The organism is Serratia sp. SA088 (genome assembly GCF_049065515.1).
GTDB classification, from domain to species: Bacteria; Pseudomonadota; Gammaproteobacteria; order Enterobacterales; family Enterobacteriaceae; genus Serratia; species Serratia nematodiphila.
Genome location: NZ_JBAKGW010000011.1, coordinates 84,594 through 104,544 on the forward strand (window position 1 = coordinate 84,594; position 19,951 = coordinate 104,544).

Annotated in this window: 22 protein-coding genes; 1 reads left to right on the top strand and 21 read right to left on the bottom strand. The window is 60.3% G+C overall.

All coding sequences use genetic code 11. The features are described from left to right. Window positions 1–242: 242 nt before the first annotated feature. The 19 genes from bamB to trmJ all read right to left on the bottom strand — a co-directional run bounded on the left by bamB (window position 243) and on the right by trmJ (window position 17,297). Complete coding sequence (gene bamB, locus ACOWVD_RS22500) at window positions 243–1,424, bottom strand: outer membrane protein assembly factor BamB (protein WP_004941440.1); 1,182 nt, start codon at window positions 1,422–1,424, stop codon at window positions 243–245. 11 nt (window positions 1,425–1,435) lie between these two features. Further along, entirely contained in the window at window positions 1,436–2,056 is a 621-nt protein-coding gene (locus ACOWVD_RS22505) for a YfgM family protein (protein WP_015378775.1), read from the bottom strand. Window positions 2,057–2,069: 13 nt separating this feature from the next. Continuing rightward, the gene (gene hisS / locus ACOWVD_RS22510; RefSeq protein WP_004941437.1) at window positions 2,070–3,344 is read right to left on the bottom strand and encodes a histidine--tRNA ligase; all 1,275 of its coding nucleotides are present in this window, start codon (window positions 3,342–3,344) and stop codon (window positions 2,070–2,072) included. A 139-nt stretch (window positions 3,345–3,483) separates the two neighbouring features. Next, on the bottom strand, window positions 3,484–4,605 hold the full coding sequence (ispG, locus tag ACOWVD_RS22515) for a flavodoxin-dependent (E)-4-hydroxy-3-methylbut-2-enyl-diphosphate synthase (protein WP_004941434.1): 1,122 nt from the start codon (window positions 4,603–4,605) through the stop codon (window positions 3,484–3,486). A 47-nt stretch (window positions 4,606–4,652) separates the two neighbouring features. Then, on the bottom strand, window positions 4,653–5,627 hold the full coding sequence (gene rodZ / locus ACOWVD_RS22520; RefSeq protein WP_004941432.1) for a cytoskeleton protein RodZ: 975 nt from the start codon (window positions 5,625–5,627) through the stop codon (window positions 4,653–4,655). Then, the gene (pilW, locus tag ACOWVD_RS22525) at window positions 5,617–6,366 is read right to left on the bottom strand and encodes a type IV pilus biogenesis/stability protein PilW (protein ID WP_044031999.1); all 750 of its coding nucleotides are present in this window, start codon (window positions 6,364–6,366) and stop codon (window positions 5,617–5,619) included. Before pilW ends, rodZ begins: the two co-directional genes overlap by 11 nt. Before the next feature lie 98 nt (window positions 6,367–6,464). Next, a complete protein-coding gene (locus ACOWVD_RS22530) occupies window positions 6,465–7,661 on the bottom strand; it encodes a bifunctional tRNA (adenosine(37)-C2)-methyltransferase TrmG/ribosomal RNA large subunit methyltransferase RlmN (protein WP_004941426.1) in 1,197 nt (398 codons plus the stop codon). Between the two features lie 230 nt (window positions 7,662–7,891). Further along, window positions 7,892–8,317, bottom strand: coding sequence for a nucleoside-diphosphate kinase (gene ndk, locus ACOWVD_RS22535; protein WP_004941424.1), 426 nt, complete (start codon window positions 8,315–8,317; stop codon window positions 7,892–7,894). Between the two features lie 162 nt (window positions 8,318–8,479). Continuing rightward, window positions 8,480–9,310: an enhanced serine sensitivity protein SseB gene (sseB, locus tag ACOWVD_RS22540; RefSeq protein WP_197843098.1), complete on the bottom strand. Its 831-nt coding sequence runs from the start codon at window positions 9,308–9,310 to the stop codon at window positions 8,480–8,482. Window positions 9,311–9,399: 89 nt separating this feature from the next. Next, entirely contained in the window at window positions 9,400–10,695 is a 1,296-nt protein-coding gene (gene pepB / locus ACOWVD_RS22545) for an aminopeptidase PepB (protein ID WP_046897753.1), read from the bottom strand. Between the two features lie 83 nt (window positions 10,696–10,778). After that, a complete protein-coding gene (gene iscX / locus ACOWVD_RS22550) occupies window positions 10,779–10,979 on the bottom strand; it encodes a Fe-S cluster assembly protein IscX (RefSeq protein WP_006327336.1) in 201 nt (66 codons plus the stop codon). Window positions 10,980–11,011: 32 nt separating this feature from the next. Then, window positions 11,012–11,347: an ISC system 2Fe-2S type ferredoxin gene (gene fdx, locus ACOWVD_RS22555; protein ID WP_004941417.1), complete on the bottom strand. Its 336-nt coding sequence runs from the start codon at window positions 11,345–11,347 to the stop codon at window positions 11,012–11,014. Between the two features lie 2 nt (window positions 11,348–11,349). Continuing rightward, complete coding sequence (gene hscA, locus ACOWVD_RS22560) at window positions 11,350–13,200, bottom strand: Fe-S protein assembly chaperone HscA (protein ID WP_015378779.1); 1,851 nt, start codon at window positions 13,198–13,200, stop codon at window positions 11,350–11,352. A 32-nt stretch (window positions 13,201–13,232) separates the two neighbouring features. Further along, complete coding sequence (gene hscB / locus ACOWVD_RS22565) at window positions 13,233–13,754, bottom strand: co-chaperone HscB (RefSeq protein WP_004941412.1); 522 nt, start codon at window positions 13,752–13,754, stop codon at window positions 13,233–13,235. 62 nt (window positions 13,755–13,816) lie between these two features. Continuing rightward, window positions 13,817–14,140: an iron-sulfur cluster assembly protein IscA gene (gene iscA / locus ACOWVD_RS22570; protein WP_004941410.1), complete on the bottom strand. Its 324-nt coding sequence runs from the start codon at window positions 14,138–14,140 to the stop codon at window positions 13,817–13,819. A 54-nt stretch (window positions 14,141–14,194) separates the two neighbouring features. Beyond that, window positions 14,195–14,581: a Fe-S cluster assembly scaffold IscU gene (iscU, locus tag ACOWVD_RS22575; RefSeq protein WP_004941408.1), complete on the bottom strand. Its 387-nt coding sequence runs from the start codon at window positions 14,579–14,581 to the stop codon at window positions 14,195–14,197. A 24-nt stretch (window positions 14,582–14,605) separates the two neighbouring features. Further along, the gene (gene iscS, locus ACOWVD_RS22580; protein ID WP_016929764.1) at window positions 14,606–15,820 is read right to left on the bottom strand and encodes a cysteine desulfurase; all 1,215 of its coding nucleotides are present in this window, start codon (window positions 15,818–15,820) and stop codon (window positions 14,606–14,608) included. A gap of 54 nt (window positions 15,821–15,874) precedes the next feature. Next, entirely contained in the window at window positions 15,875–16,369 is a 495-nt protein-coding gene (gene iscR / locus ACOWVD_RS22585; protein WP_004941404.1) for a Fe-S cluster assembly transcriptional regulator IscR, read from the bottom strand. Between the two features lie 193 nt (window positions 16,370–16,562). Beyond that, window positions 16,563–17,297, bottom strand: coding sequence for a tRNA (cytosine(32)/uridine(32)-2'-O)-methyltransferase TrmJ (gene trmJ, locus ACOWVD_RS22590; RefSeq protein WP_015378781.1), 735 nt, complete (start codon window positions 17,295–17,297; stop codon window positions 16,563–16,565). A gap of 119 nt (window positions 17,298–17,416) precedes the next feature. Between trmJ and suhB the strand changes: the two genes are divergently transcribed. After that, the gene (gene suhB / locus ACOWVD_RS22595) at window positions 17,417–18,220 is read left to right on the top strand and encodes an inositol-1-monophosphatase (protein ID WP_004941400.1); all 804 of its coding nucleotides are present in this window, start codon (window positions 17,417–17,419) and stop codon (window positions 18,218–18,220) included. 56 nt (window positions 18,221–18,276) lie between these two features. Here the strand turns inward: suhB and ACOWVD_RS22600 are convergent, their stop codons facing one another. Both ACOWVD_RS22600 and ACOWVD_RS22605 read right to left on the bottom strand, forming a co-directional pair. After that, window positions 18,277–19,299 (bottom strand): nickel/cobalt transporter, encoded by a 1,023-nt coding sequence (locus ACOWVD_RS22600; protein ID WP_049242164.1) that lies wholly within the window; start codon window positions 19,297–19,299, stop codon window positions 18,277–18,279. Next, window positions 19,290–19,925: a DUF1007 family protein gene (locus ACOWVD_RS22605; protein ID WP_049242165.1), complete on the bottom strand. Its 636-nt coding sequence runs from the start codon at window positions 19,923–19,925 to the stop codon at window positions 19,290–19,292. Before ACOWVD_RS22605 ends, ACOWVD_RS22600 begins: the two co-directional genes overlap by 10 nt. Window positions 19,926–19,951 lie beyond the last annotated feature (26 nt).

Sequence of the window (19,951 nt, forward strand, 5' to 3'; positions counted from 1 at the left end):
TTACTTAATAATCAATGCGTTACTGCACTGTGGATAGACACCAGCGGTGCAGCTTATAAAATACGAAACGGCCCCTGAACACTCAGGAGCCGTTTTCCCCTTCATCTTTCGCGCCACAGCGGCGTTGTCTGCGCACCCTCGCCCCGGTCACTCAGTTCACTGAGCTCCCGAGGACTCATGCGCTTGCCGCCTGGCTGCAACCCGAAAGCTTTCGGGTGCAAGAAGGGTCACGACGAGCGGCGTTAGCGGGTGAAAGCGTAAACTTTCCCGCCGCGAGCCTGGATGATCAGCTTGTCGCTGGCCACCATCGGCGCAGACAGGAAGCCGGAGCTGTCCACTTCCTGCTGGGCGACAAAACGGCCATCGGTGGTGTTGATCCAGTGCAGATAACCTTCGGCGTCACCGGTCACCAGATAACCATTATACATCACCGGCGGCGTCAGGTTACGGTGCAGCAGATCGCTCTGCGTCCACACGGTCACGCCGCCTTCGGTGCTGAGCGCCACCACGCGATCGTTCTGGTCGATCAGGTAGATGCGGCCCGCGTCGACGATGAAATCATTCACCGAACCCAGCTCGCGTTTCCAGATGATCTGGCCGGAACGCAGATCCAGCGCCGTCAGGTTGCCGTTGTAACCCAGCGCGTAGACCACGCCGTCAACGATCACCGGCGTGGTGTCCACGTCGTTCAGGCGATCGATTTCGGTTGCGCCGCTCGGCTGAGAAATACGCTGTTGCCAGATAATCTGGCCCTGCTGCATCAGCACCGCACTGACGCGGCCGTTGTCACCGCCGACGATGGCGGCGCCAAAAGCGACGGCCGGCGCGGATTCACCGCGCAGCGACAGCGAAGGCATGTCCAGGTTAACCGTCCACTTCACCGCGCCGTCGGCTTCGTTCAGCGCCTGCAGCATGCCGTTGGAGGTGTGCACCAACACCATGCCGTCGCTGACAACCGGACGGGAGATCGCTTCGCCGGCCACTTTGGTCTGCCAGGCGATGGCGCCGTCGGCGGTGTTCAATGCGTAAACCACCGCTTTTTCGCTGCCGACGTAAACCTTGTCGCCCGCGACCGTCAGGCCGCCCGACAGCAGCGCAGACAGGTTGCTGGAGAAGAAACCGGTCTTCTCGGAGAGATTGACCTTCCACTTCTCGTTGCCGCTGTCGGCGTCCATCGCTTTCACGATGCCGAAGCGATCGGCGGCGTAAATGGTGCTGTCCTGATAGGCCGGACGCAGGTGGGAGTAATACTCACCGATACCGTCGCCCACCGAGGTGCTCCACGCCTTGCTCGGCGTAAACTGATTTTCAACTTTCGGCAACGGCGACATGGTAACCACGTCTTCTTCGCTGTTAAACAGCGAGCAACCACTCAGCAAGGCAGCGGAAACCAGTCCGACCAAGAGTGTTTTACGCAATTGCATGGGAATTCCCCTTAGCTGGACAAGTTATTCAATTTCATGCGCAGCAGAACCTGCAGCGCCTGAGAAGCATTGGACTCAATGCCTTTGCTGTAAGCTTCGCGCGCGCCCTTGGCGTCGCCCTTGGCCAGCAATACATCGCCGCGCACATCCTGCATCATCGCCACCCAGCCTTCGCCTTTCACGCCATCCAGCGTTTTCAGCGCTTCATCCAGCTTTTTCTCCTGCAGCTGGACGCGCGCCAGACGCAGGTCGATCATCGCCAACAGGTTGTCGTCTTTGGTCTGGCCCTGCGCCAGCACCAATTGTTGTTCCGCCTTGGCGAAATCATTCTGTTCGACAAAGTGCTTGGCCAACTGCAGCGCGGCCAGTACGCCGTAGCTGTTGCCGTTAGCCTGGACAAATTTCTCTGCGGCAGCCACGTCATCCGGCTTGCCGGCCGCCAGACGATCGCTGGCTTCCTGATAAGATTGCGATGCCGCCATCATGTTGGAGTTTTCATGGCTCTGCCAATAACGCCAGCCAACCAGGGCACCAATTCCGAGCACCACGCCCACCGCCAGCGCTTTGCCGTTCTCGGCAAAGAACCGACGCAGTGCGTCGACTTGTTCGTTTTCAGTGGTATAAACTTCCACGGTGTCCTTCTCCTTAACCTAACATCAAAGCCAGACGCGCAGCGACTTCGCTTTGCGCCAGCGTTTCTTGTTCACCACTGCGCAGGTCTTTCACCACCACCTGCTGCGCCGCCACTTCGCTCTCACCCAGGATCAGCGCGATGCGCGCGCCCCATTTGTCCGCACGGGTGATCTGCTTCTTGAAGTTGCCACCGCCGTAATTGGTCATCAGCTTCAGCTGCGGCGCCGCGTCGCGCACCTGTTCAGCCAGCCGCATCGCCGCGCTCTGGGTGCCCGCGCCGGAAGAAATGACGTACACGTCGATAGCCGACGGCGCCTTGAATTCCGGGTTGACCGCCTGCACCAGCAGCACCAGACGCTCGAGGCCCATGGCGAAACCGACCGCCGGGGTGGCGCGGCCGCCCAGTTGCTCGACCAGGCCGTCGTAACGGCCGCCCGCGCAGACGGTGCCCTGCGCGCCCAGGCTGGTGGTCACCCACTCAAACACGGTGCGGTTGTAGTAATCCAGACCGCGTACCAGGCGCTCGTTAACGGTATATGGGATACCTGCCTGCGCCAAAAGTTCACACAGACCGGCGAAGTGAGCACGGGATTCTTCATCCAGGTACTCGGACAGGCGCGGCGCGTCGTTCAGCAGCGCCTGCACCTCAGGATTTTTGGAGTCCAGCACGCGCAGCGGGTTGCTGTACATGCGGCGTTTGCAGTCTTCGTCCAGCACCTCGACGTGCTGCTCCAGGAACGCCACCAGCGCGTCGCGGTAGTTGGCGCGCGCCTCCAGCGAACCGATGGAGTTCAGCTCCAGCGTGACGTGCTCGGCGATGCCCAGCGCTTTCCACCAGCGGGCGGTCAGCAGGATCAGCTCGGCGTCGATATCCGGGCCTTGCAGGCCGAACACTTCCGCGCCCAGCTGATGGAACTGACGGTAACGCCCCTTCTGCGGGCGCTCGTAGCGGAACATCGGGCCGATGTACCACAGACGCTGTTCCTGATTGTACAGCAGACCATGTTCGATGCCGGCGCGCACGCAGCCAGCCGTCCCTTCCGGACGCAGCGTCAGGCTTTCGCCGTTGCGGTCTTCGAAGGTATACATCTCTTTTTCCACGACGTCGGTCACTTCGCCGATCGCGCGTTTGAATAACGGGGTCTGCTCTACAATCGGCAACCGGATTTCGCTGTAACCGTAGCCGCCCAGCACCTGCTTGAGGGTGCCTTCAATACGCTGCCATAATGCCGTTTCTTCCGGCAGGTAGTCGTTCATGCCGCGAATGGCTTGAATGTTCTTTGCCACGTGAGTTCTCTGTCCGTTGTCTGTAAAAATGAACCCGATTATAGGGACTTTGCCGCCCGGTATTCAACGCGGATGCGGTTTTCTGCCCTTCAGGTTCATAAACAAGCGGGCCAACAGGCCCGCCGTGTAGCGATAACGCTTATTTTTCCAGCAGGTTGACCGTGATGCGTTTGCTTTCGTCCATCATCGCGGCCTTGGCGCGAATTTTCGCTTCCAGCTGGTCGATCATCTGTTCGTTGTCGAAACGCTCTTTCTGGCGCACGCCGTCTTCATAGAAGCCGCTCTTCTTGTGGCCGCCGGTTACGCCCATGGTGGACACCAGCGCTTCGCCCGGGCCGTTCACCACGCAGCCGATGATCGAAACGTCCATCGGCGTGATGATGTCTTCCAGGCGCTGCTCCAGCGCGTTCACCGTGCCGATCACGTCGAACTCCTGACGCGAGCAGGTCGGGCAGGCGATGAAGTTGATGCCGCGCGCGCGGATGCGCAGCGACTTCAGGATGTCGAAACCGACCTTCACCTCTTCGACCGGATCCGCCGCCAGCGAGATGCGCAGGGTATCGCCGATGCCTTCAGACAGCAGCATACCCAGGCCGATGGCCGATTTGACCGACCCGCTGCGCGCGCCGCCGGCTTCAGTGATGCCCAGGTGCAGCGGCTGATCGATGCGCGACGCCAGCAAGCGGTAGGATTGCACCGCCAGGAACACGTCCGACGCCTTGACGCTGACCTTAAACTGGTCGAAGTTGAGGCGATCGAGGATGTCCACGTGGCGCATGGCGGATTCCAGCAGCGCTTCCGGCGTAGGTTCGCCGTACTTTTCCTGCAGGTCCTTTTCCAGCGAGCCGCCGTTGACGCCGATGCGAATCGGGATGTTCTTGTCACGGGCGCAGTCCACCACCGAGCGAATGCGCGATTCGTTGCCGATGTTGCCCGGGTTGATGCGCAGGCAGTCTACGCCATATTCGGCCACCTGCAGTGCGATGCGATAATCGAAGTGGATATCGGCGACCAGCGGCACGTTGACCTGCTGCTTGATCAGTTTGAACGCCTCGGCGGCGTCCATGGTTGGAACCGAAACGCGGACGATGTCGACGCCCACGCGCTCCAGCGCTTTGATCTGATTAACCGTTGCTTCAACATCGGTGGTACGGGTGTTGGTCATCGACTGCACGGCAATCGGCGCGCCATCACCAATAGGCACCTTGCCGACGTAAATGCGTGTAGATTTTCGACGGTTGATGGGCGCTTGGTTATGCATTACTTACTCTCCATTGCTGCTCTGACATCACGACCGGTGCCGCGCGATTACTGCGCGGCGACGGTCAGGCGAGCAACACGGTTTGACTTAACGAACCGGCTTAAATCAACCGGTTTACCCTGATACTGGATCTGAACTGCCGCCGGCGCGCCGATGGTCAGTTTATACGGCGCAGTGCCGGTCAGGTTCAGCTTGCCGCCTTGCTTCTGGGTGCCGCTGAACAGCGTTTTACCGCTCGCGTCGGTCACCTGCAGCCAGCAGTCGGCGGAGAAATCCATCACCAGCGCGTTCGGATCGGCCGCCGGCGCAGCCACGCCCGCATCGGCGGTCGGCAACGGCGCTTGCGCCGCCGGCGCGGTTTCCGGCAGGGTGGTCTGGCTTGGCGACACCACGGCAGGCTGCTGCTGAGCCGCGCTCGGCGCCTGGGCGGTCGCCGCCGGCGCCTGAGCCGCTGCGCCGGTATCGGCCGGCGCGGCGCTGTTGTCGGTCAACGGCACGTTGGTGCCGGCGTCGGCATTGCCGTCGGTCAGCGGCACGGACTGCCCTTCGTTATTCTGTGAAAGCTGCGCCGAGGATTGATCGGCCATGGTGGCGATCTCTTCCTGCTGCGCCTTGTGGTTTTGCCACCACCAGGCGCCGGTCAGGCCGATCACCACGAACACGATAAGCCAGGTGAAGCTCATCAGCCAGCCGTCGCGTTTCTTGCGGCGCTTGCCCAGCGAGAAACTTTGCATCGGCGCCACTTTCGCCATCTTCAACGGCGCCTGCTTGGCCAACATCGGCAGCAGTTCGTCTTCCGGCAGATGCACCAGCTTGGCGTAGGAACGGATGTAGCCGCGCACGAAGGTGGACGCGAGGTCAGCGGACACGCTGTCTTCCTCGATATCGCGCACGGTGGACATTTTGAGACACAGGCGTTCTGCAACGGTCTGTTGGCTCAGCCCGAGTTGCTCACGGGCCTGACGCAGGCGCTGGCCCGTCGTCATGGATACGGTTTTATCTTGGGAGGCTTCAGTATTCATTAGCTAAGAACTGCTGGTACTGTTTGGATTGTGGAAAACTTCGCGCTAGCTGCTTGCCATAGCGTTGAACGCTATCCTGGCGGCCGGCTAACGCGGCGAAACGAATCTGTAACCATAAGCTGCTGGCGCTGGCCGGCAGAACATGCTGATAAACATCCAATAAAAGTTGCGACTGGGCGCGCTTCCCTTCTCCAAATTGCTTTTCGGCCTCCGCCAGCAGCGGAGTGCCTTTGTCCGGATCGACTTTCAGCGCGCGGCTCAACAGCGTGCGCGCTTCGTCGTTTTGTCCGGCCTTGAGAAAACAGTAACCTGCGTTTTCCAGGCTGTCGGCGACCTGGCCATAATCGGGCGCCAGCGCCGCAGCGCTAAACTGCTGTTGCGCCGGTACATACTGCCCTAAACCGCAAAGAAACGCACCGTAATTATTCAGTACGGTGCCATTGCCCGGCGCAAGTTTGAGCGCTTGCCGATAACGCTGTTCGGCCTCGGCGTTTTCACCGCTGCGCTGCGCGTAGAGCGCCATGCCCAACTGCGTGCGGTAATCCTGCGGGGCCGCGTCCAGCGCCTTTTCCAGGTTCTGGCGCGCGGCGTCCATGTCGCCTTGCTGCAGGTACTCCAGCCCCAGCTGCAGGCGCGTCTGGCCCGCCTCAGAGACCTGTGCTTCCTTTTCCGGCGCTGAACCGGAACACCCGGCCAACAACCCGGCCGCCAGCCACATACCCCACAGTTTCAGCTTCATGCCCGCATTCATTTCCTTATCGGCCGTCAGCTAACGCCCGCCAGCGACACGCTTTCGCATAACAGGCTGTTAGATAACAAAAAATGGTGCTATAGGATTCAGACCGCCCGTACGTTGATAGGTTCCCCGGCCATTTTCTTCTTCAGGGTACGCTTGGTACGGTCGATCACTTCACCCGCCAGTTGCCCGCAGGCGGCGTCGATATCGTCACCACGGGTTTTACGAACAATAGTCGTAAAGCCGTATTCCATCAACACCTTGGAGAAACGATCCACCCGGCTGTTGGAGCTGCGGCCGTACGGAGCGCCCGGGAACGGGTTCCATGGGATCAGGTTGATCTTGCACGGCGTGTCTTTCAGCACTTCCGCCAGCTGATGCGCGTCGTCGGTGCTGTCGTTGATATGATCCAGCATCACGTACTCGACGGTGACGCGGCCCTGGTTGGCGTTGGATTTCTCCAGGTAGCGACGCACCGCGGACAGGAAGGTCTCGATGTTGTACTTGCGGTTGATCGGCACGATCTCATCGCGGATGGTGTCGTTCGGTGCGTGCAGCGAAATGGCCAGCGCCACGTCGATCATGTCGCCCAGCTTGTCCAGCGCCGGCACCACGCCGGAGGTAGACAGGGTCACGCGGCGTTTGGACAGGCCAAAGCCGAAATCGTCCAGCATGATTTCCATCGCCGGCACCACGTTGTTCAGGTTGAGCAGCGGCTCGCCCATGCCCATCATCACCACGTTGGTGATCGGGCGTTGGCCGGTCACCTTCAGCGCGCCGATGATCTTCGCCGCGCGCCACACCTGGCCGATGATTTCCGACACGCGCAGGTTGCGGTTGAAGCCCTGCTGCGCCGTCGAACAGAATTTGCACTCCAGCGCGCAGCCTACCTGCGAGGAGACGCACAGCGTCGCGCGGTCGGCTTCCGGGATATACACGGTTTCGACCTGCTGATCGCCCACCTTGATCGCCCACTTGATGGTGCCGTCGGCCGAACGCTGTTCTTCCGCCACTTCCGGCGCGCGGATTTCCGCCACGCGCTGCAGCTTGCCGCGCAGGACTTTGTTGATGTCGGTCATCTGCTCGAAATCGTCGCAGCAGTAGTGATAAATCCACTTCATCACCTGATCGGCGCGGAACGGTTTTTCGCCCATTTCGGCGAAGAACTCGCGCATTTGCTGGCGGTTCAGATCCAGCAGGTTGATTTTGGCCGCAGCCGGTTGCTCCACGTTAACGGAGGGGGTAGTCAGCGAATTATTTTCAGACACGGTGTGCTCGGACGTGATGGGTTCTAACATAATGCTCTGGCCTCGTTATTACACGTTATGGCGCTAAAGAATGGAAAGTAAGTTGTGCATTTCAGCCCGCATGATTCGGGTGGCGGCACTAAAAACACGCCCCTGACAAGTCGTCTTATCAGGGGCGCGGCATTGTACAAATTTTAGTAGCGGGTTTCTATGGCTGAAAGGCATTCAGGGCATTTTTATTGTTTCAGCCGGTGAATGCCTGGTTATCAGCAACGGCACGATTAACGTGCGCAGATTTCGCTTTCGTTGAAGAAGTAAGCGATTTCACGCTGTGCGGATTCAACGGAGTCGGAACCGTGAACGGCGTTAGCGGTGAAGCTGTCCGCGTAGTCGGCGCGCAGGGTGCCGGCCAGTGCGTTGTCCGGGTTGGTTGCGCCCATGATGTCGCGGTTGCGCTGCACGGCGTTTTCAGATTCCAGAACCTGCACCATGATTGGGCCGGAGGTCATGAACTCAACCAGACCGTCGAAGAATGGGCGGCCTTTGTGCTCAGCGTAGAAGCCTTCAGCTTGCTCGCGAGTCAGACGCAGCATTTTAGCGGCGATGATTTTGAAACCGGCGCGCTCGAAACGCGCGTAGATAGCGCCGATGTCGTTGTTGGCTACAGCGTTTGGTTTAACGATGGAAAAGGTACGTTCTACGGTCATGATGGCCTCTGTATGACTTCCAAAACAGGCCGGTCTGCAATGTTGCCGGCCTTCTCAAGTGGCGCAGATTATATGTGCGCCGTTAACGCTTGCCTACGGGAAAATCAACATTTCATTAAAAAAATATGATCTTCGTTCGCCACTTTCAGCGGCGCACCGACGTTATTGGGTCTTGTCGGTAGACGGGATCACATTGCGCAGCCAACTGCCCCAGCGGCGCTGATAAAACGGCTGCGTATGGGCGATCAGGTAGTGGCTGACGCCCCGCTCTTTCTCCGATACCAGGCAGAAATCCACCGGTTCGTCATTCGGCGCCGTTTCGCTGGCGACGCTGCCGGCCTCGTTGATCAACGCCTCGATCTCCGCCGGCTCGGCATCCACTTCCAGCCCGATCAGCAGATTCGGCTTCTCGTCCGCCGCCTGGTCGTGCATCAGCGCCAGAAACGCGCGGCGCACCGGCTTGCGCTGGCTGAACAGCGTGGTCAGCGCATCCACCATCGCCGACGGATACTCTTCGGGCTGCCCCAGCAGGATTTGGGTCTCTTTGTCGACGTAATGCTCCACCGGTTTGACAACGCCGCCGGTCGCCAGCAGCATCGCCACCTCTTCCGGGTAGAACTCTTTGCCGTATTCCGCCTTCGGGTTGAGGAACAGATCCGCGCCCTGGGTGATTTCAAACAGCACCCGCGCCGGCATGGCGATGAACGGCTGTTCATCCTCAACGGCCTTCTGCAGCGCTTCCAGCGAGGTGAAGAACGGAATGATGCTGCCGCCGTCCTGTTTTTCCCAATGCTGGATATTGACCGGCGTATCCGCGTTCAGCGTAATGTCGCCGTCCTGCTGCACCTGCTCGCTGTCGCCGAGGATCAGCACCGTGGCGTCGAGCAGTTCACGGAAGAACGCCGGGCGATGGGCCGGCTCCGTCACCGCCAGCTTCAGCAGGCGTTCAAGTTCGTTCTCGCTCGGGGCGACATCGTGATGATGGGCACTCATGGCAAACTCCAGGGATCAAAGAGCGAGGCCCAGCATGCTGGGCCTCGAAGATAATGCGCATTCTAGCGCCCGACGCGGCGGGCGTTCAATTATTTGGCTTTGCTCAGCAGCAGATTGGCCAGGGTGCGAACGCCCAGACCGGTCGCGCCGGCCGACCACTGATCCACCGCGCCTTTGCGGTAGGTGGCTGAGCAGTCGATGTGCAACCAGCCTTGCTGGTAGTTCTTAACAAAATGCGACAGGAAGGCCGCCGCGGTGCTGGCGCCGGCGGTGTAGGCCGGGCCGGCCACGTTGTTCAGCTCGGCGAAGTTGGACGGCAGCTGGCTGCGGTGGAACTCGGCCAGCGGCAGACGCCAGAACGGCTCTTGCTCGGCGGCGGCGCTGCTCAGCAGCTCCTGCGCCAGCGCATCGTCGAAGCTGAACAGCGCGTGGTAGTCGTTGCCTACCGCCGTTTTCGCCGCGCCGGTCAGGGTGGCGCAGTCGATAATCAGCTGCGGGTTCTGCTCAGAAGCGTCGATCAGGCCGTCGGCCAGCACCAGGCGCCCTTCCGCATCGGTGTTCATCACCTCAACGGTTTTGCCGTTGCGGTAGCGAATGATGTCGCCCAGTTTGAAGGCGTTGCCGCTGACCATGTTGTCGGCGCAGCACAGGTACAGCTTCACGCGCTGCTTCAGGCCGCGCGCCGCCGCCAGCGCCAGGGCGCCGGTGATGGTGGCCGCGCCGCCCATGTCGGATTTCATCGAATCCATAAAGGCGCTTTGCTTCAGGCTGTAGCCGCCGCTGTCGAAGGTGATGCCCTTGCCGACCAGGCATGCGAACACCGGCGCATCCGGGTTACCGGTCGGGTTGAAGTCCAATGCCAGCAGCACCGGCGGGCGCTCGGAGCCGCGGCCGACGGTGTGGATGCCGGCATAGTTCTGCTCGCGCAGATCTTCGCCCTTGGTGATGCGGTAGCTGACGGCATCGCAGCCGACGTCGCACATCAGATCGACGGCGCGGGTCGCCAATTGCTCCGGCCCCAGTTCTTCCGCCGGCATGTTGATGGTGTCGCGCACCCAGTCGACGATCTTCAGGCGCTTATCCAGTTCCTGACGCGCGGCTTCCGGCAGCTCGGCCCATTCGACGTTGCGCTGCCCTTTCGGCCCGCGATAGCCTTGCCAGAACGCCCAGCTGTTTTCCAAATCCCAACCGTCGCCGGCCAGCTTGACGTTTTTGATGCCCTGGCCATCAATTTTGCGGCCCGCGCGCTGGATCGCGCCCAGCTTGTCGGCGCCGGTCAGGTGAATGGTCATCCCTTCGCCGTTGGTGCTCAGCAGCGCTTTTTCGCCCCAGCGGGCGTCGGCAGGTTGTTGCGACAGCGTGACCTGCATGAATTCTGTTGTCATAGCCTTCTTACTCCGGATTATTCTTTTATTAATCTTGTCGGATACAAAATAAACGGGCCGCCCATGGCAGCCCGTTACGCTATTTACTCCGCTTCATCTAACCAGACCAGCAGGATCGCTTCCAGTATTTTTTCGTTGGAAGCCTGCGGATCGTCATCGAACTCTTCCAGATCGCAGATCCACTGATGCATGTCGGTAAAACGCACGGTTTTCGGATCGGTATCCGGGTATTGGTCGTACAGGGCTTCGCCGATTTCACGGCTGTCGGTCCACTTCAGTCCCATTATGATCTCCGGGTTGACGCTGCGGCTAACAATTAATGCTCACGCGCGTGGTTGACGGTGTAGCGCGGCATTTCGACCACCAGATCTTCGTCGGCGACCAGCGCCTGGCAGCTCAGACGGCTTTCCGGCTCCAGCCCCCACGCTTTGTCCAGCATGTCGTCTTCCAGCTCGCTGCTCTCTTCCAGCGAATCGAAGCCTTCACGCACGATGCAGTGGCAGGTGGTGCAGGCGCAGGATTTCTCGCAGGCGTGCTCGATTTCAATGCCGTTGCGCAGCGCAACGTTGAGGATCGACTCCCCTTTTTCGGCTTCCAGAACCGCCCCTTCCGGGCAAAGATCTTGATGGGGCAGGAAAACAATTTTAGGCATGGTTAAACCTCATCCACAGAATGGCCAGCCAGCGCGCGGCGAATGGAAGCGTCCATGCGGCGCGCGGCAAAATCTTGCGTTTGTGCATCTAATGTTTTGATGGCGTCTTCGATAGCGGCGGGATCTTCACCCTGCGCCGCCTGCTGCAACGCCTGGGTCGCGGCGGCGATCGCCTGGCTTTCCGCCTCGCTCAGCAGCGCGGCGTCGGTGGCCAGCGCGCCCTGCAGGCTTTCCAGCACCCGCGCAGCTTCCACGCGTTGCTCCGCCAGCTTGCGCGCACCCACGTCGCTTTGCGCATTGGCCATCGAATCCTTGATCATGCCGGCGATTTCACTGTCCGACAGGCCATACGACGGCTTGACCTGGATCGAGGCTTCAACGCCGGTGGATTTCTCCATCGCGGTGACGCTCAGCAGGCCGTCGGCATCCACCTGGAAGGTGACGCGAATGTGCGCGCCCCCGGCAGGCAGCGGCGGCAGGCCGCGCAGCGTAAAGCGCGCCAGCGAACGGCAATCCTGCACCAGCTCGCGCTCGCCCTGCAGCACGTGGATCATCATCGCGCTCTGGCCGTCTTTAAAGGTGGTGAACTCCTGCGCGCGCGCCACCGGGATAGTGGTGTTGCGCGGGATCACTTTCTCCACCAGGCCGCCCATGGTTTCGAGGCCCAGCGACAGCGGGATCACGTCCAGCAGCAGCATATCGCTGTCCGGCTTGTTGCCCACCAGGATGTCGGCCTGGATCGCGGCGCCGATGGCGACCACTTTATCCGGATCGATCGACGTCAGCGGCGTGCGGCCGAAGAAGGCGCCCACTTGCTCACGCACCAACGGCACGCGGGTGGAACCGCCGACCATCACCACTTCCAGCACCTCGTCGGCGGCGACGCCGGCGTCTTTCAGCGCCCGGCGGCAAGCCATCAGCGTGCGTTTCACCAACGGAGCGATCAGCGCTTCAAACTGGGCGCGGGTCACCTCGCCCTGCCAGCCGGCCACCTCGACGCGCACGCTGTCGGCATCGCTCAACGCGATTTTGGCGGCGATGGCGGCATCCAGCAGTTGACGCTGCACGCCGTGGTCGCTGCGATCGGCCACGCCGGCCTGCTCGCGCAGCCAGTCGGCCAACAGATGATCGAAGTCGTCGCCGCCCAGCGCGGAATCGCCGCCGGTCGCCAGCACTTCGAACACGCCGCGGCTGAGGCGCAGAATGGAGATATCAAAGGTGCCGCCGCCCAGATCGTAAACCGCGATCACCCCTTCCTGGCCGGAATCCAGCCCGTAGGCGATCGCCGCCGCGGTCGGTTCGTTCAACAGGCGCAGAACGTGCAAGCCGGCCAGACGCGCTGCGTCTTTGGTGCCCTGGCGCTGCGCGTCGTCGAAGTAGGCGGGAACGGTGATCACCACGCCATCCAGCTCGCCTTCCAGCGCCGCTTGCGCGCGCGCGGACAGGGCCCGCAGGATATCGGCGGAGACACCGACCGGGTTAACCGGGCCGGCGGCGGTGACGATCAGCGGCAGGCCGTTGTCGCTGGCCTGAAATTGATACGGCAGGTTCGGGTAACGTTGCTGCACGTCCGCCAACGAGCGGCCCATCATGCGTTTGATGGAGCTGACGGTATTGGCCGGATCCTGCGCCGCCTGTTGGCGCGCCTCCCAGCCGACGCGCTGCGCGTCCGCCTGATAATGCACCACCGAAGGCAGCAAATGGCGCCCCTGTTCGTCGGCCAGCGTTTCCGCCTGCCCGCTGCGCACCGTGGCGACCAACGAGTTGGTGGTGCCTAAGTCGATGCCGGCGGCCAAGCGTCGCTGGTGCGGCGCGGCGCTGAGGCCAGGCTCACTAATTTGTAATAAGGCCATGTTGAAGCTTCCACAATCAGAATCAGAAGGTGTTACTCAAAACCCAGCAGTTTTTCTTCGAGTTGTTCAACCTGTTGCTGGAGTTTGTCCAAAAAGCGCAGCTTGCGCACGGTGTCGGCGGCGTCCGCCCACTGCTCACTGTCCAACTGCTGCAGCATCAGCGCACTGCGCTGTTTGATGGAGACGGCCAGCCGCGCGCCGAAATCGGCCAGCAGGCTTTCCGCCTCCGGCTTGCGCTCAATGGCGTCGAGCTCTTCGCGCAGTTCCAGCTGTTCCATCAGGAACGCGGTGTCGCGCATCGTATGCTGTTCGTTGCCCAGATCGAAGCCGTGCAAAGATAGCATATACTCCGCGCGTTTTAACGGGTGCTTCAGCGCCTGGTAGGCTTCGTTGATGGTCGCCGCCTGCTGCAACGCCATCAGGCGTTCGCGCTCCGGCTGGTTGGCGAAACGATCGGGGTGGAATTGGCGTTGCAGATCCTGGAATCGGGACGCAAGCAGGCTGCCGTCCACGGTGTAGCGAACTGGCAGCCCGAATAAAGTAAAGTAATCCATAGCGTGCTCTGGGCGTTAGCGGATGAAGTTCCCCCGCCGAAACGGGGGAGCACGATGGACTGTCAGACGTTGAAACTCTCGCCGCAGCCGCACTCGCTTGAGACGTTCGGGTTGTTGAACTTGAAGCCTTCGTTCAGGCCTTCCTTAACGAAATCAAGCTCGGTGCCGTCAAGGTAGACCAGGCTCTTGCCGTCGATGATCACCTTGATGCCTTTGTCTTCAAACACGATGTCGTCATCGTTGGCTTCGTCAACAAATTCCAGCACGTACGCCATCCCGGAGCAGCCGGAAGTTCGCACTCCCAGACGCAGGCCGAGACCTTTGCCGCGGTTCGTCAAAAACGCCTGAACACGCTGCGCAGCGCTGTCGCTCATGGTAATAGACATCACAACCTCACACTTCACATCAAAGCCCGGCGCGGCCGGGCCGACTCAGACAAATTACTTGGCGCTATGCTTGCTCTTATAGTCGGCAATCGCTGCTTTGATGGCGTCTTCAGCCAGGATCGAGCAGTGAATTTTGACCGGCGGCAATTCCAGCTCTTCGGCGATCTGGGTGTTTTTGATCGCTTCAGCCTGATCGAGCGACTTGCCTTTCATCCATTCGGTCACCAGCGAGCTGGAGGCGATGGCGGAACCGCAGCCGTAAGTTTTAAAGCGCGCGTCTTCGATGATGCCTTCATCGTTAACCTTGATTTGCAGCTTCATCACGTCGCCGCAAGCCGGCGCCCCTACCATGCCGCTGCCGACGGTAGGATCTTCGTTGTCGAAAGAACCCACGTTGCGCGGGTTTTCATAATGATCGATTACTTTTTCGCTGTAAGCCATGACCTTGCTCCTGAAACCTGAGAATTAATGATGCGCCCATTCGATGCTGTTGATGTCCACGCCCTGCTTGAACATCTCCCACAGCGGGGACAGATCGCGCAGACGGCCGATGGATTTACGCACCAGTTGAATGGTGTAGTCGATCTCTTCTTCCGTGGTGAAACGCCCCAGGGAGAAACGGATCGAGCTGTGCGCCAATTCATCGCTCATGCCCAGCGCGCGCAACACGTAGGACGGCTCGAGGCTGGCGGAGGTACAGGCTGAACCGGAAGAAACTGCCAGGTCTTTCAGCGCCATGATCAGCGACTCGCCTTCAACGTAGTTGAAGCTGACGTTCAGGATGTTCGGTGCGCCGTGCTCCAGATCGCCGTTCAGATACACTTCTTCCATATCTTTCACGCCGTTCCACAGACGGTCACGCAGGGTGCGCAGACGCGCCATCTCTTCGGTCATCTCTTCTTTGGCGATGCGATAAGCTTCGCCCATGCCGACGATCTGGTGGACAGGCAAGGTGCCGGAACGCATGCCGCGCTCGTGACCGCCGCCGTGTACCTGCGCTTCGATGCGGATGCGCGGCTTGCGACGCACGTACAGCGCGCCGATGCCTTTCGGGCCATAGATTTTGTGGCCGGAGAACGACATCAGGTCGACTTTCAGCTTGCTCAGATCGATAGGCAGTTTGCCCACGCTCTGGGTGGCGTCAACGTGGTAGATGATACCGCGCGCGCGGCACATTTCGCCGATCGCTTCGATGTCCTGCACCACGCCGATTTCGTTGTTGACGTGCATGATGGAGACCAGAATGGTGTCATCGCGCAGCGCGGCTTCGAGATCCTGCAGGCTGATGATGCCGTTGCTCTGCGGCGCCAGGTAGGTCACTTCAAACCCTTCGCGCTCCAGCTGACGGCAGGTGTCGAGCACGGCTTTGTGTTCGGTTTTGCTGGTGATGATGTGCTTGCCTTTTTTCTGGTAGAAATTGGCAGCGCCTTTGATCGCCAGGTTGTCGGATTCGGTCGCCCCGGAGGTGAAAACGATTTCGCGCGGGTCAGCGCCCACCAGTTCGGCGATTTGGTTACGGGCGATGTCTACCGCCTCTTCCGCCTGCCAACCGAAACGGTGGGAACGGGAAGCCGGGTTGCCGAAAGTGCCGTCCAGGGTCAAAAACTGCATCATCTTCTCAGCAACGCGCGGGTCAACCGGCGTCGTTGCTGAGTAATCCAGATAAATCGGTAATTTCATTGCTCTTGTGCTCCGTACATCACTTCCAAAAACTAAAATAATTTCGCCAGCTGCTTATGCGCGCAGATTAACGTTGATAGTTTCTTGCGGACGGCCGTTGGCCGTGCGGCGCGTATCGTTGTTTTGACGATCCGCCACCACCAGCACTTCCTGGTTGTTGACCAGTTCTGCCAGCGTAATATTGTTCAGGAACCCGCTGATGCGCTCGCTCAGATCGCGCCACAGGGCGTGGGTCAAGCAGCGATCGCCGCCCTGACAGCCTTCTTTGCCCTGGCAACGGGTTGCATCTACCGATTCATCGACAGCAGTGATGACAGCGCCAACGGCGATCTCACCCGCGTCTTTACCCAGCAGATAACCACCGCCCGGACCGCGCACGCTGGCCACCAGGCCATTCTTGCGCAGACGGGAGAATAATTGTTCCAGATAAGAGAGCGAAATACCCTGGCGTTCGGAAATGTCCGCCAGTGGCACCGGCCCTTCCTGAGAATGCAGCGCTACGTCGAGCATAGCGGTTACGGCATAACGGCCTTTGGATGTCAGTCTCATAGCTCAATGGTTACCTGTTGGTCAAATATGGCCGAAAGTCTGACATTCCCGAGTAAAACAGTCAACTATTTAACCCAGTAATTAACTCAAGTATTAGCACGTTTTGAACTTAGCAAGAACAAAGGTATATAAAATACATGTTATAACCTTTGGATAACTAATACTATTGTCGCCCACCGTGATGCCACATCAATTAATTACCTTGATGTTTATCCTGTTTCTCGATCGACGTCAGCATGCCACGCAGGATATTCAGCTCCTGCCCTTCCGGGCGCGCGCGGGTGAACAGCCGACGCAGACGGTTCATCACCTGGCCCGGATGCGACGGGCGAATGAAACCGGTGCGCTGCAGCGTCTGCTCCAGATGCTGATAGAAACGCTCGAGGTCGTCCACCAGCGGATACGGTGTCTCTTCCAGCTGCGGCGCGCCCGCCTGTTGGCGATCGAGGTAGGCCACGCGCACTTCGTACGCCAGGATCTGCACCGCCATCGCCAGGTTCAGCGAGCTGTAGTCCGGGTTGGCCGGAATGGCGACGTGGTAGTGGCACTTTTGCAATTCATCGTTGGTCAGCCCGACGCGTTCGCGGCCGAACACCAGTGCCACCGGCGCGTGCTCGCCTTCGTGCACCGCGCGCACGCCGCATTCGCGCGGCTCCAGCATCGGCCACGGCAAGGTGCGAGAACGTGCGCTGGTGCCCACCACCAGGCTGCAGCCGGCGATGGCGTCATCGAGGGTATCGACGATGGTGGCGTTGCCGATCACGTCGCTGGCGCCGGCGGCCAGGGCGATGGCCTGAGAATCGGGTTTGATCAGCGGATTAACCAGATAAAGGTTGGTTAAACCCATGGTTTTCATGGCTCTGGCGGTCGAGCCCATGTTGCCGGTATGTGAAGTCTCTACCAGAACAATGCGGATATTGTGCAGCATACAAACTCTGAGCGTGGCGGAAAATCGCAGCATCTTAACACAGCCGTAGGCAATTTGCCGAACAGCTGCTATACTTCGCGCCGTTTCCTGTTCTTTAACATCCTAGTTGGAAGATACCCATGCATCCGATGCTGACTATCGCCGTGCGCGCTGCGCGCAAGGCCGGTAACCTGATTGCCAAAAACTACGAAACCCCGGACGCTGTAGAAGCGAGCCAGAAAGGGACCAATGACTTCGTCACCAACGTCGATCGCGATGCAGAGCATCTGATCATCGACGTCATCCGCAAGTCTTATCCGCAACACAGTATCGTGAGCGAAGAACGCGGTGAGCTGATCGGCGAAGATCGCGATGTGCAATGGGTGATCGATCCACTGGATGGCACTGCAAACTTCATCAAACGTTTCCCTCATTTCTCCGTTTCCATCGCCGTACGCATCAAAGGCCGTACCGAAGTGGCCGTGGTTTACGATCCAATGCGCAACGAACTGTTCACCGCCACGCGCGGCCAGGGCGCACAGCTCAACGGTTACCGTCTGCGCGGCACCAACGCCAAAGATCTGGATGGCACCATCCTGGCGACCGGCTTCCCGTTCAAAGTCAAACAGCACGCTACGCCTTACATCAACATCGTCGGCAAACTGTTCACCCAGTGCGCGGACTTCCGCCGCACCGGTTCCGCTGCGCTGGATCTGGCCTATGTGGCCGCCGGCCGCGTAGACGGTTTCTTCGAAATCGGCCTGAAGCCGTGGGACTTCGCCGCAGGCGAGCTGCTGGTGCGTGAAGCCGGCGGCCTGGTCACCGACTTCGTCGGCGGCCACAACCACTTCAGCTCCGGCAACGTGGTCGCAGGCAACCCGCGCGTGGTGAAAGCCATGCTGGCCACCATGCGTGAAGAACTGAGCGAAGCGCTGAAGCGTTAATCGCCAGAAGCGAATCGAAAAAAAGCGCTGCCGATGCAGCGCTTTTTTTATGCCCGTTAGCGGGAGAAGGGGCGGATGCCGCCGCCGAATTCCGGCTGCGCGCTGACGTACAACAGCAGCCCGGCGGCCAACAGGATCAGCCCCCCGGCCAGCGCCAACGCCCCCCAGGCCACCGCGCTCCAGGCGGCGGGCGCGCGCGAACGGCTGAGGCGCACTGCCAGCCGGCGGCTGTAATGCACCAGCAGCGCCAGCATGGAGATGGTCAACGAGGTGCCGAACGCCATCGCCAGCGCGGAAAGCACGCCCCAGCCGAACACGCCGATCACCTTGGAAAACAGCAGCACCAAAATCGCCCCCGAACAGGGACGCATGCCCATCGCCAGCACGATGGCGGCCTGAGTGCGCCAATCGCTTCCCGCCTGCAGCTCGCTGTCGCTCGGCAGATGCCGGTGGCCGCAGCCGCAATTGGCGCTGTGGACATGATCCGCCGCCAGCGGCGTCAGGCTGTTGATGCGCAGCGCCGGCGCCGGGCGCATCGCCTTGATCGCCGCAAACAGACGTTTCAGCGCGCGCCAACTCAGCAGCACGCCAAGCAGCATCACCAGAATAAAACTGCCCTTCTCCAGCCAAAAGCTGCTTTGGTGCAGCTGGCGCGAAGAGAGCTGCAACATCACCAACATCAACGTCACCAGCGCAATCGCCACCAGCCCCTGCACCAGCGAAGCGGCGAAGGTCAGCTTCAGGCTGCTTTTCAGCCGCGCCGGGTGGGTGGCCAGATAGGTGGCGATCACCACTTTACCGTGGCCGGGCCCAAGCGCATGCAAAACGCCATAACCGAGGCTGAACAGCATCAGCGCCAGCCCGGCCTGCTGCGGCGCGGCCTTCACCTGCTGCAACAGCCCCGCCATCTGTTGATGCAGCGCTTTTTGCCATACCACGCTCTGCATCAGCAGCTGCGGCCAGTAGTGCCACGCCAGCAGCGCGGCGGCCGCCAGCGCCAGCGTGAACGGCAACAGCGGCCACAGGCCAAAGGCCCAGTGGCGTCGGCTTGTCGTCGGCGGCGAGAAATTTAGCGACATTGCAGCGTCACCCGCTGGGCAAACTGTTGCCCCAGCGCCAGGTCTTCGCCGGGCGAGTCGTTCTTGTCGAGCGACAGCGCATAGGCCTGCAGCGACGCATTCGGCTTCGGCGTCATCAGCTTGTAGCTGCACTGCTGCGCCATCTCCGGCGGCAGATGCAGCGCATTTTGGTCTTTATAGGTCATATCCACGAAATAAGTCGGATCGTAAGTAGAAAGCTCGAACGGCTTGCCCGCCAGCGGCTGCGGCTCGGCCAACGGCAGCACGAACTCCAGCACCGCCTGGTTGCCCTGGCGCGACAGGTGATATTCGCTGGGCAAGTTCAGGTATTTCACCGGCTTGCCGTCGCGGTAAAGATCGGTGAAATAGTGCTGCCCCAGCACGTTGGCCATCACTTCCGCCGCCAGCTTTTTCCACACTTCCGAATCGCTCTTGGCGTTTTTCGCATCGTAGAGCAGATCCGCCGAGGTGATTTCATCCATCACCCACACCATTTTCAGGCCGACCAGCCGCTGGTCCTTGGCGACGAAGGTGGTGTTCATGTCGATAAAGCTGTGCGGATGAGCGATCGCACCGGCGCTGAACACGGCGCCGAGGGCAGCCAAAAGACGACGTAACTTCATCATTATCCTGTCTTACCTGCATTTGTTAT

What these genes read in the sequence shown, in the direction of transcription:
- bamB (WP_004941440.1), bottom strand. Translation starts at nt 1,424, where the DNA reads ATGCAATTGCGTAAAACACTCTTGGTCGGACTGGTTTCCGCTGCCTTG.
- ispG (WP_004941434.1), bottom strand. Translation starts at nt 4,605, where the DNA reads ATGCATAACCAAGCGCCCATCAACCGTCGAAAATCTACACGCATTTAC.
- rodZ (WP_004941432.1), bottom strand. Translation starts at nt 5,627, where the DNA reads ATGAATACTGAAGCCTCCCAAGATAAAACCGTATCCATGACGACGGGC.
- pilW (WP_044031999.1), bottom strand. Translation starts at nt 6,366, where the DNA reads ATGAAGCTGAAACTGTGGGGTATGTGGCTGGCGGCCGGGTTGTTGGCC.
- ACOWVD_RS22530 (WP_004941426.1), bottom strand. Translation starts at nt 7,661, where the DNA reads ATGTTAGAACCCATCACGTCCGAGCACACCGTGTCTGAAAATAATTCG.
- ndk (WP_004941424.1), bottom strand. Translation starts at nt 8,317, where the DNA reads ATGACCGTAGAACGTACCTTTTCCATCGTTAAACCAAACGCTGTAGCC.
- sseB (WP_197843098.1), bottom strand. Translation starts at nt 9,310, where the DNA reads ATGAGTGCCCATCATCACGATGTCGCCCCGAGCGAGAACGAACTTGAA.
- pepB (WP_046897753.1), bottom strand. Translation starts at nt 10,695, where the DNA reads ATGACAACAGAATTCATGCAGGTCACGCTGTCGCAACAACCTGCCGAC.
- iscX (WP_006327336.1), bottom strand. Translation starts at nt 10,979, where the DNA reads ATGGGACTGAAGTGGACCGACAGCCGTGAAATCGGCGAAGCCCTGTAC.
- fdx (WP_004941417.1), bottom strand. Translation starts at nt 11,347, where the DNA reads ATGCCTAAAATTGTTTTCCTGCCCCATCAAGATCTTTGCCCGGAAGGG.
- hscA (WP_015378779.1), bottom strand. Translation starts at nt 13,200, where the DNA reads ATGGCCTTATTACAAATTAGTGAGCCTGGCCTCAGCGCCGCGCCGCAC.
- hscB (WP_004941412.1), bottom strand. Translation starts at nt 13,754, where the DNA reads ATGGATTACTTTACTTTATTCGGGCTGCCAGTTCGCTACACCGTGGAC.
- iscA (WP_004941410.1), bottom strand. Translation starts at nt 14,140, where the DNA reads ATGTCTATTACCATGAGCGACAGCGCTGCGCAGCGTGTTCAGGCGTTT.
- iscU (WP_004941408.1), bottom strand. Translation starts at nt 14,581, where the DNA reads ATGGCTTACAGCGAAAAAGTAATCGATCATTATGAAAACCCGCGCAAC.
- iscS (WP_016929764.1), bottom strand. Translation starts at nt 15,820, where the DNA reads ATGAAATTACCGATTTATCTGGATTACTCAGCAACGACGCCGGTTGAC.
- iscR (WP_004941404.1), bottom strand. Translation starts at nt 16,369, where the DNA reads ATGAGACTGACATCCAAAGGCCGTTATGCCGTAACCGCTATGCTCGAC.
- trmJ (WP_015378781.1), bottom strand. Translation starts at nt 17,297, where the DNA reads ATGCTGCACAATATCCGCATTGTTCTGGTAGAGACTTCACATACCGGC.
- suhB (WP_004941400.1), top strand. Translation starts at nt 17,417, where the DNA reads ATGCATCCGATGCTGACTATCGCCGTGCGCGCTGCGCGCAAGGCCGGT.
- ACOWVD_RS22600 (WP_049242164.1), bottom strand. Translation starts at nt 19,299, where the DNA reads ATGTCGCTAAATTTCTCGCCGCCGACGACAAGCCGACGCCACTGGGCC.
- ACOWVD_RS22605 (WP_049242165.1), bottom strand. Translation starts at nt 19,925, where the DNA reads ATGATGAAGTTACGTCGTCTTTTGGCTGCCCTCGGCGCCGTGTTCAGC.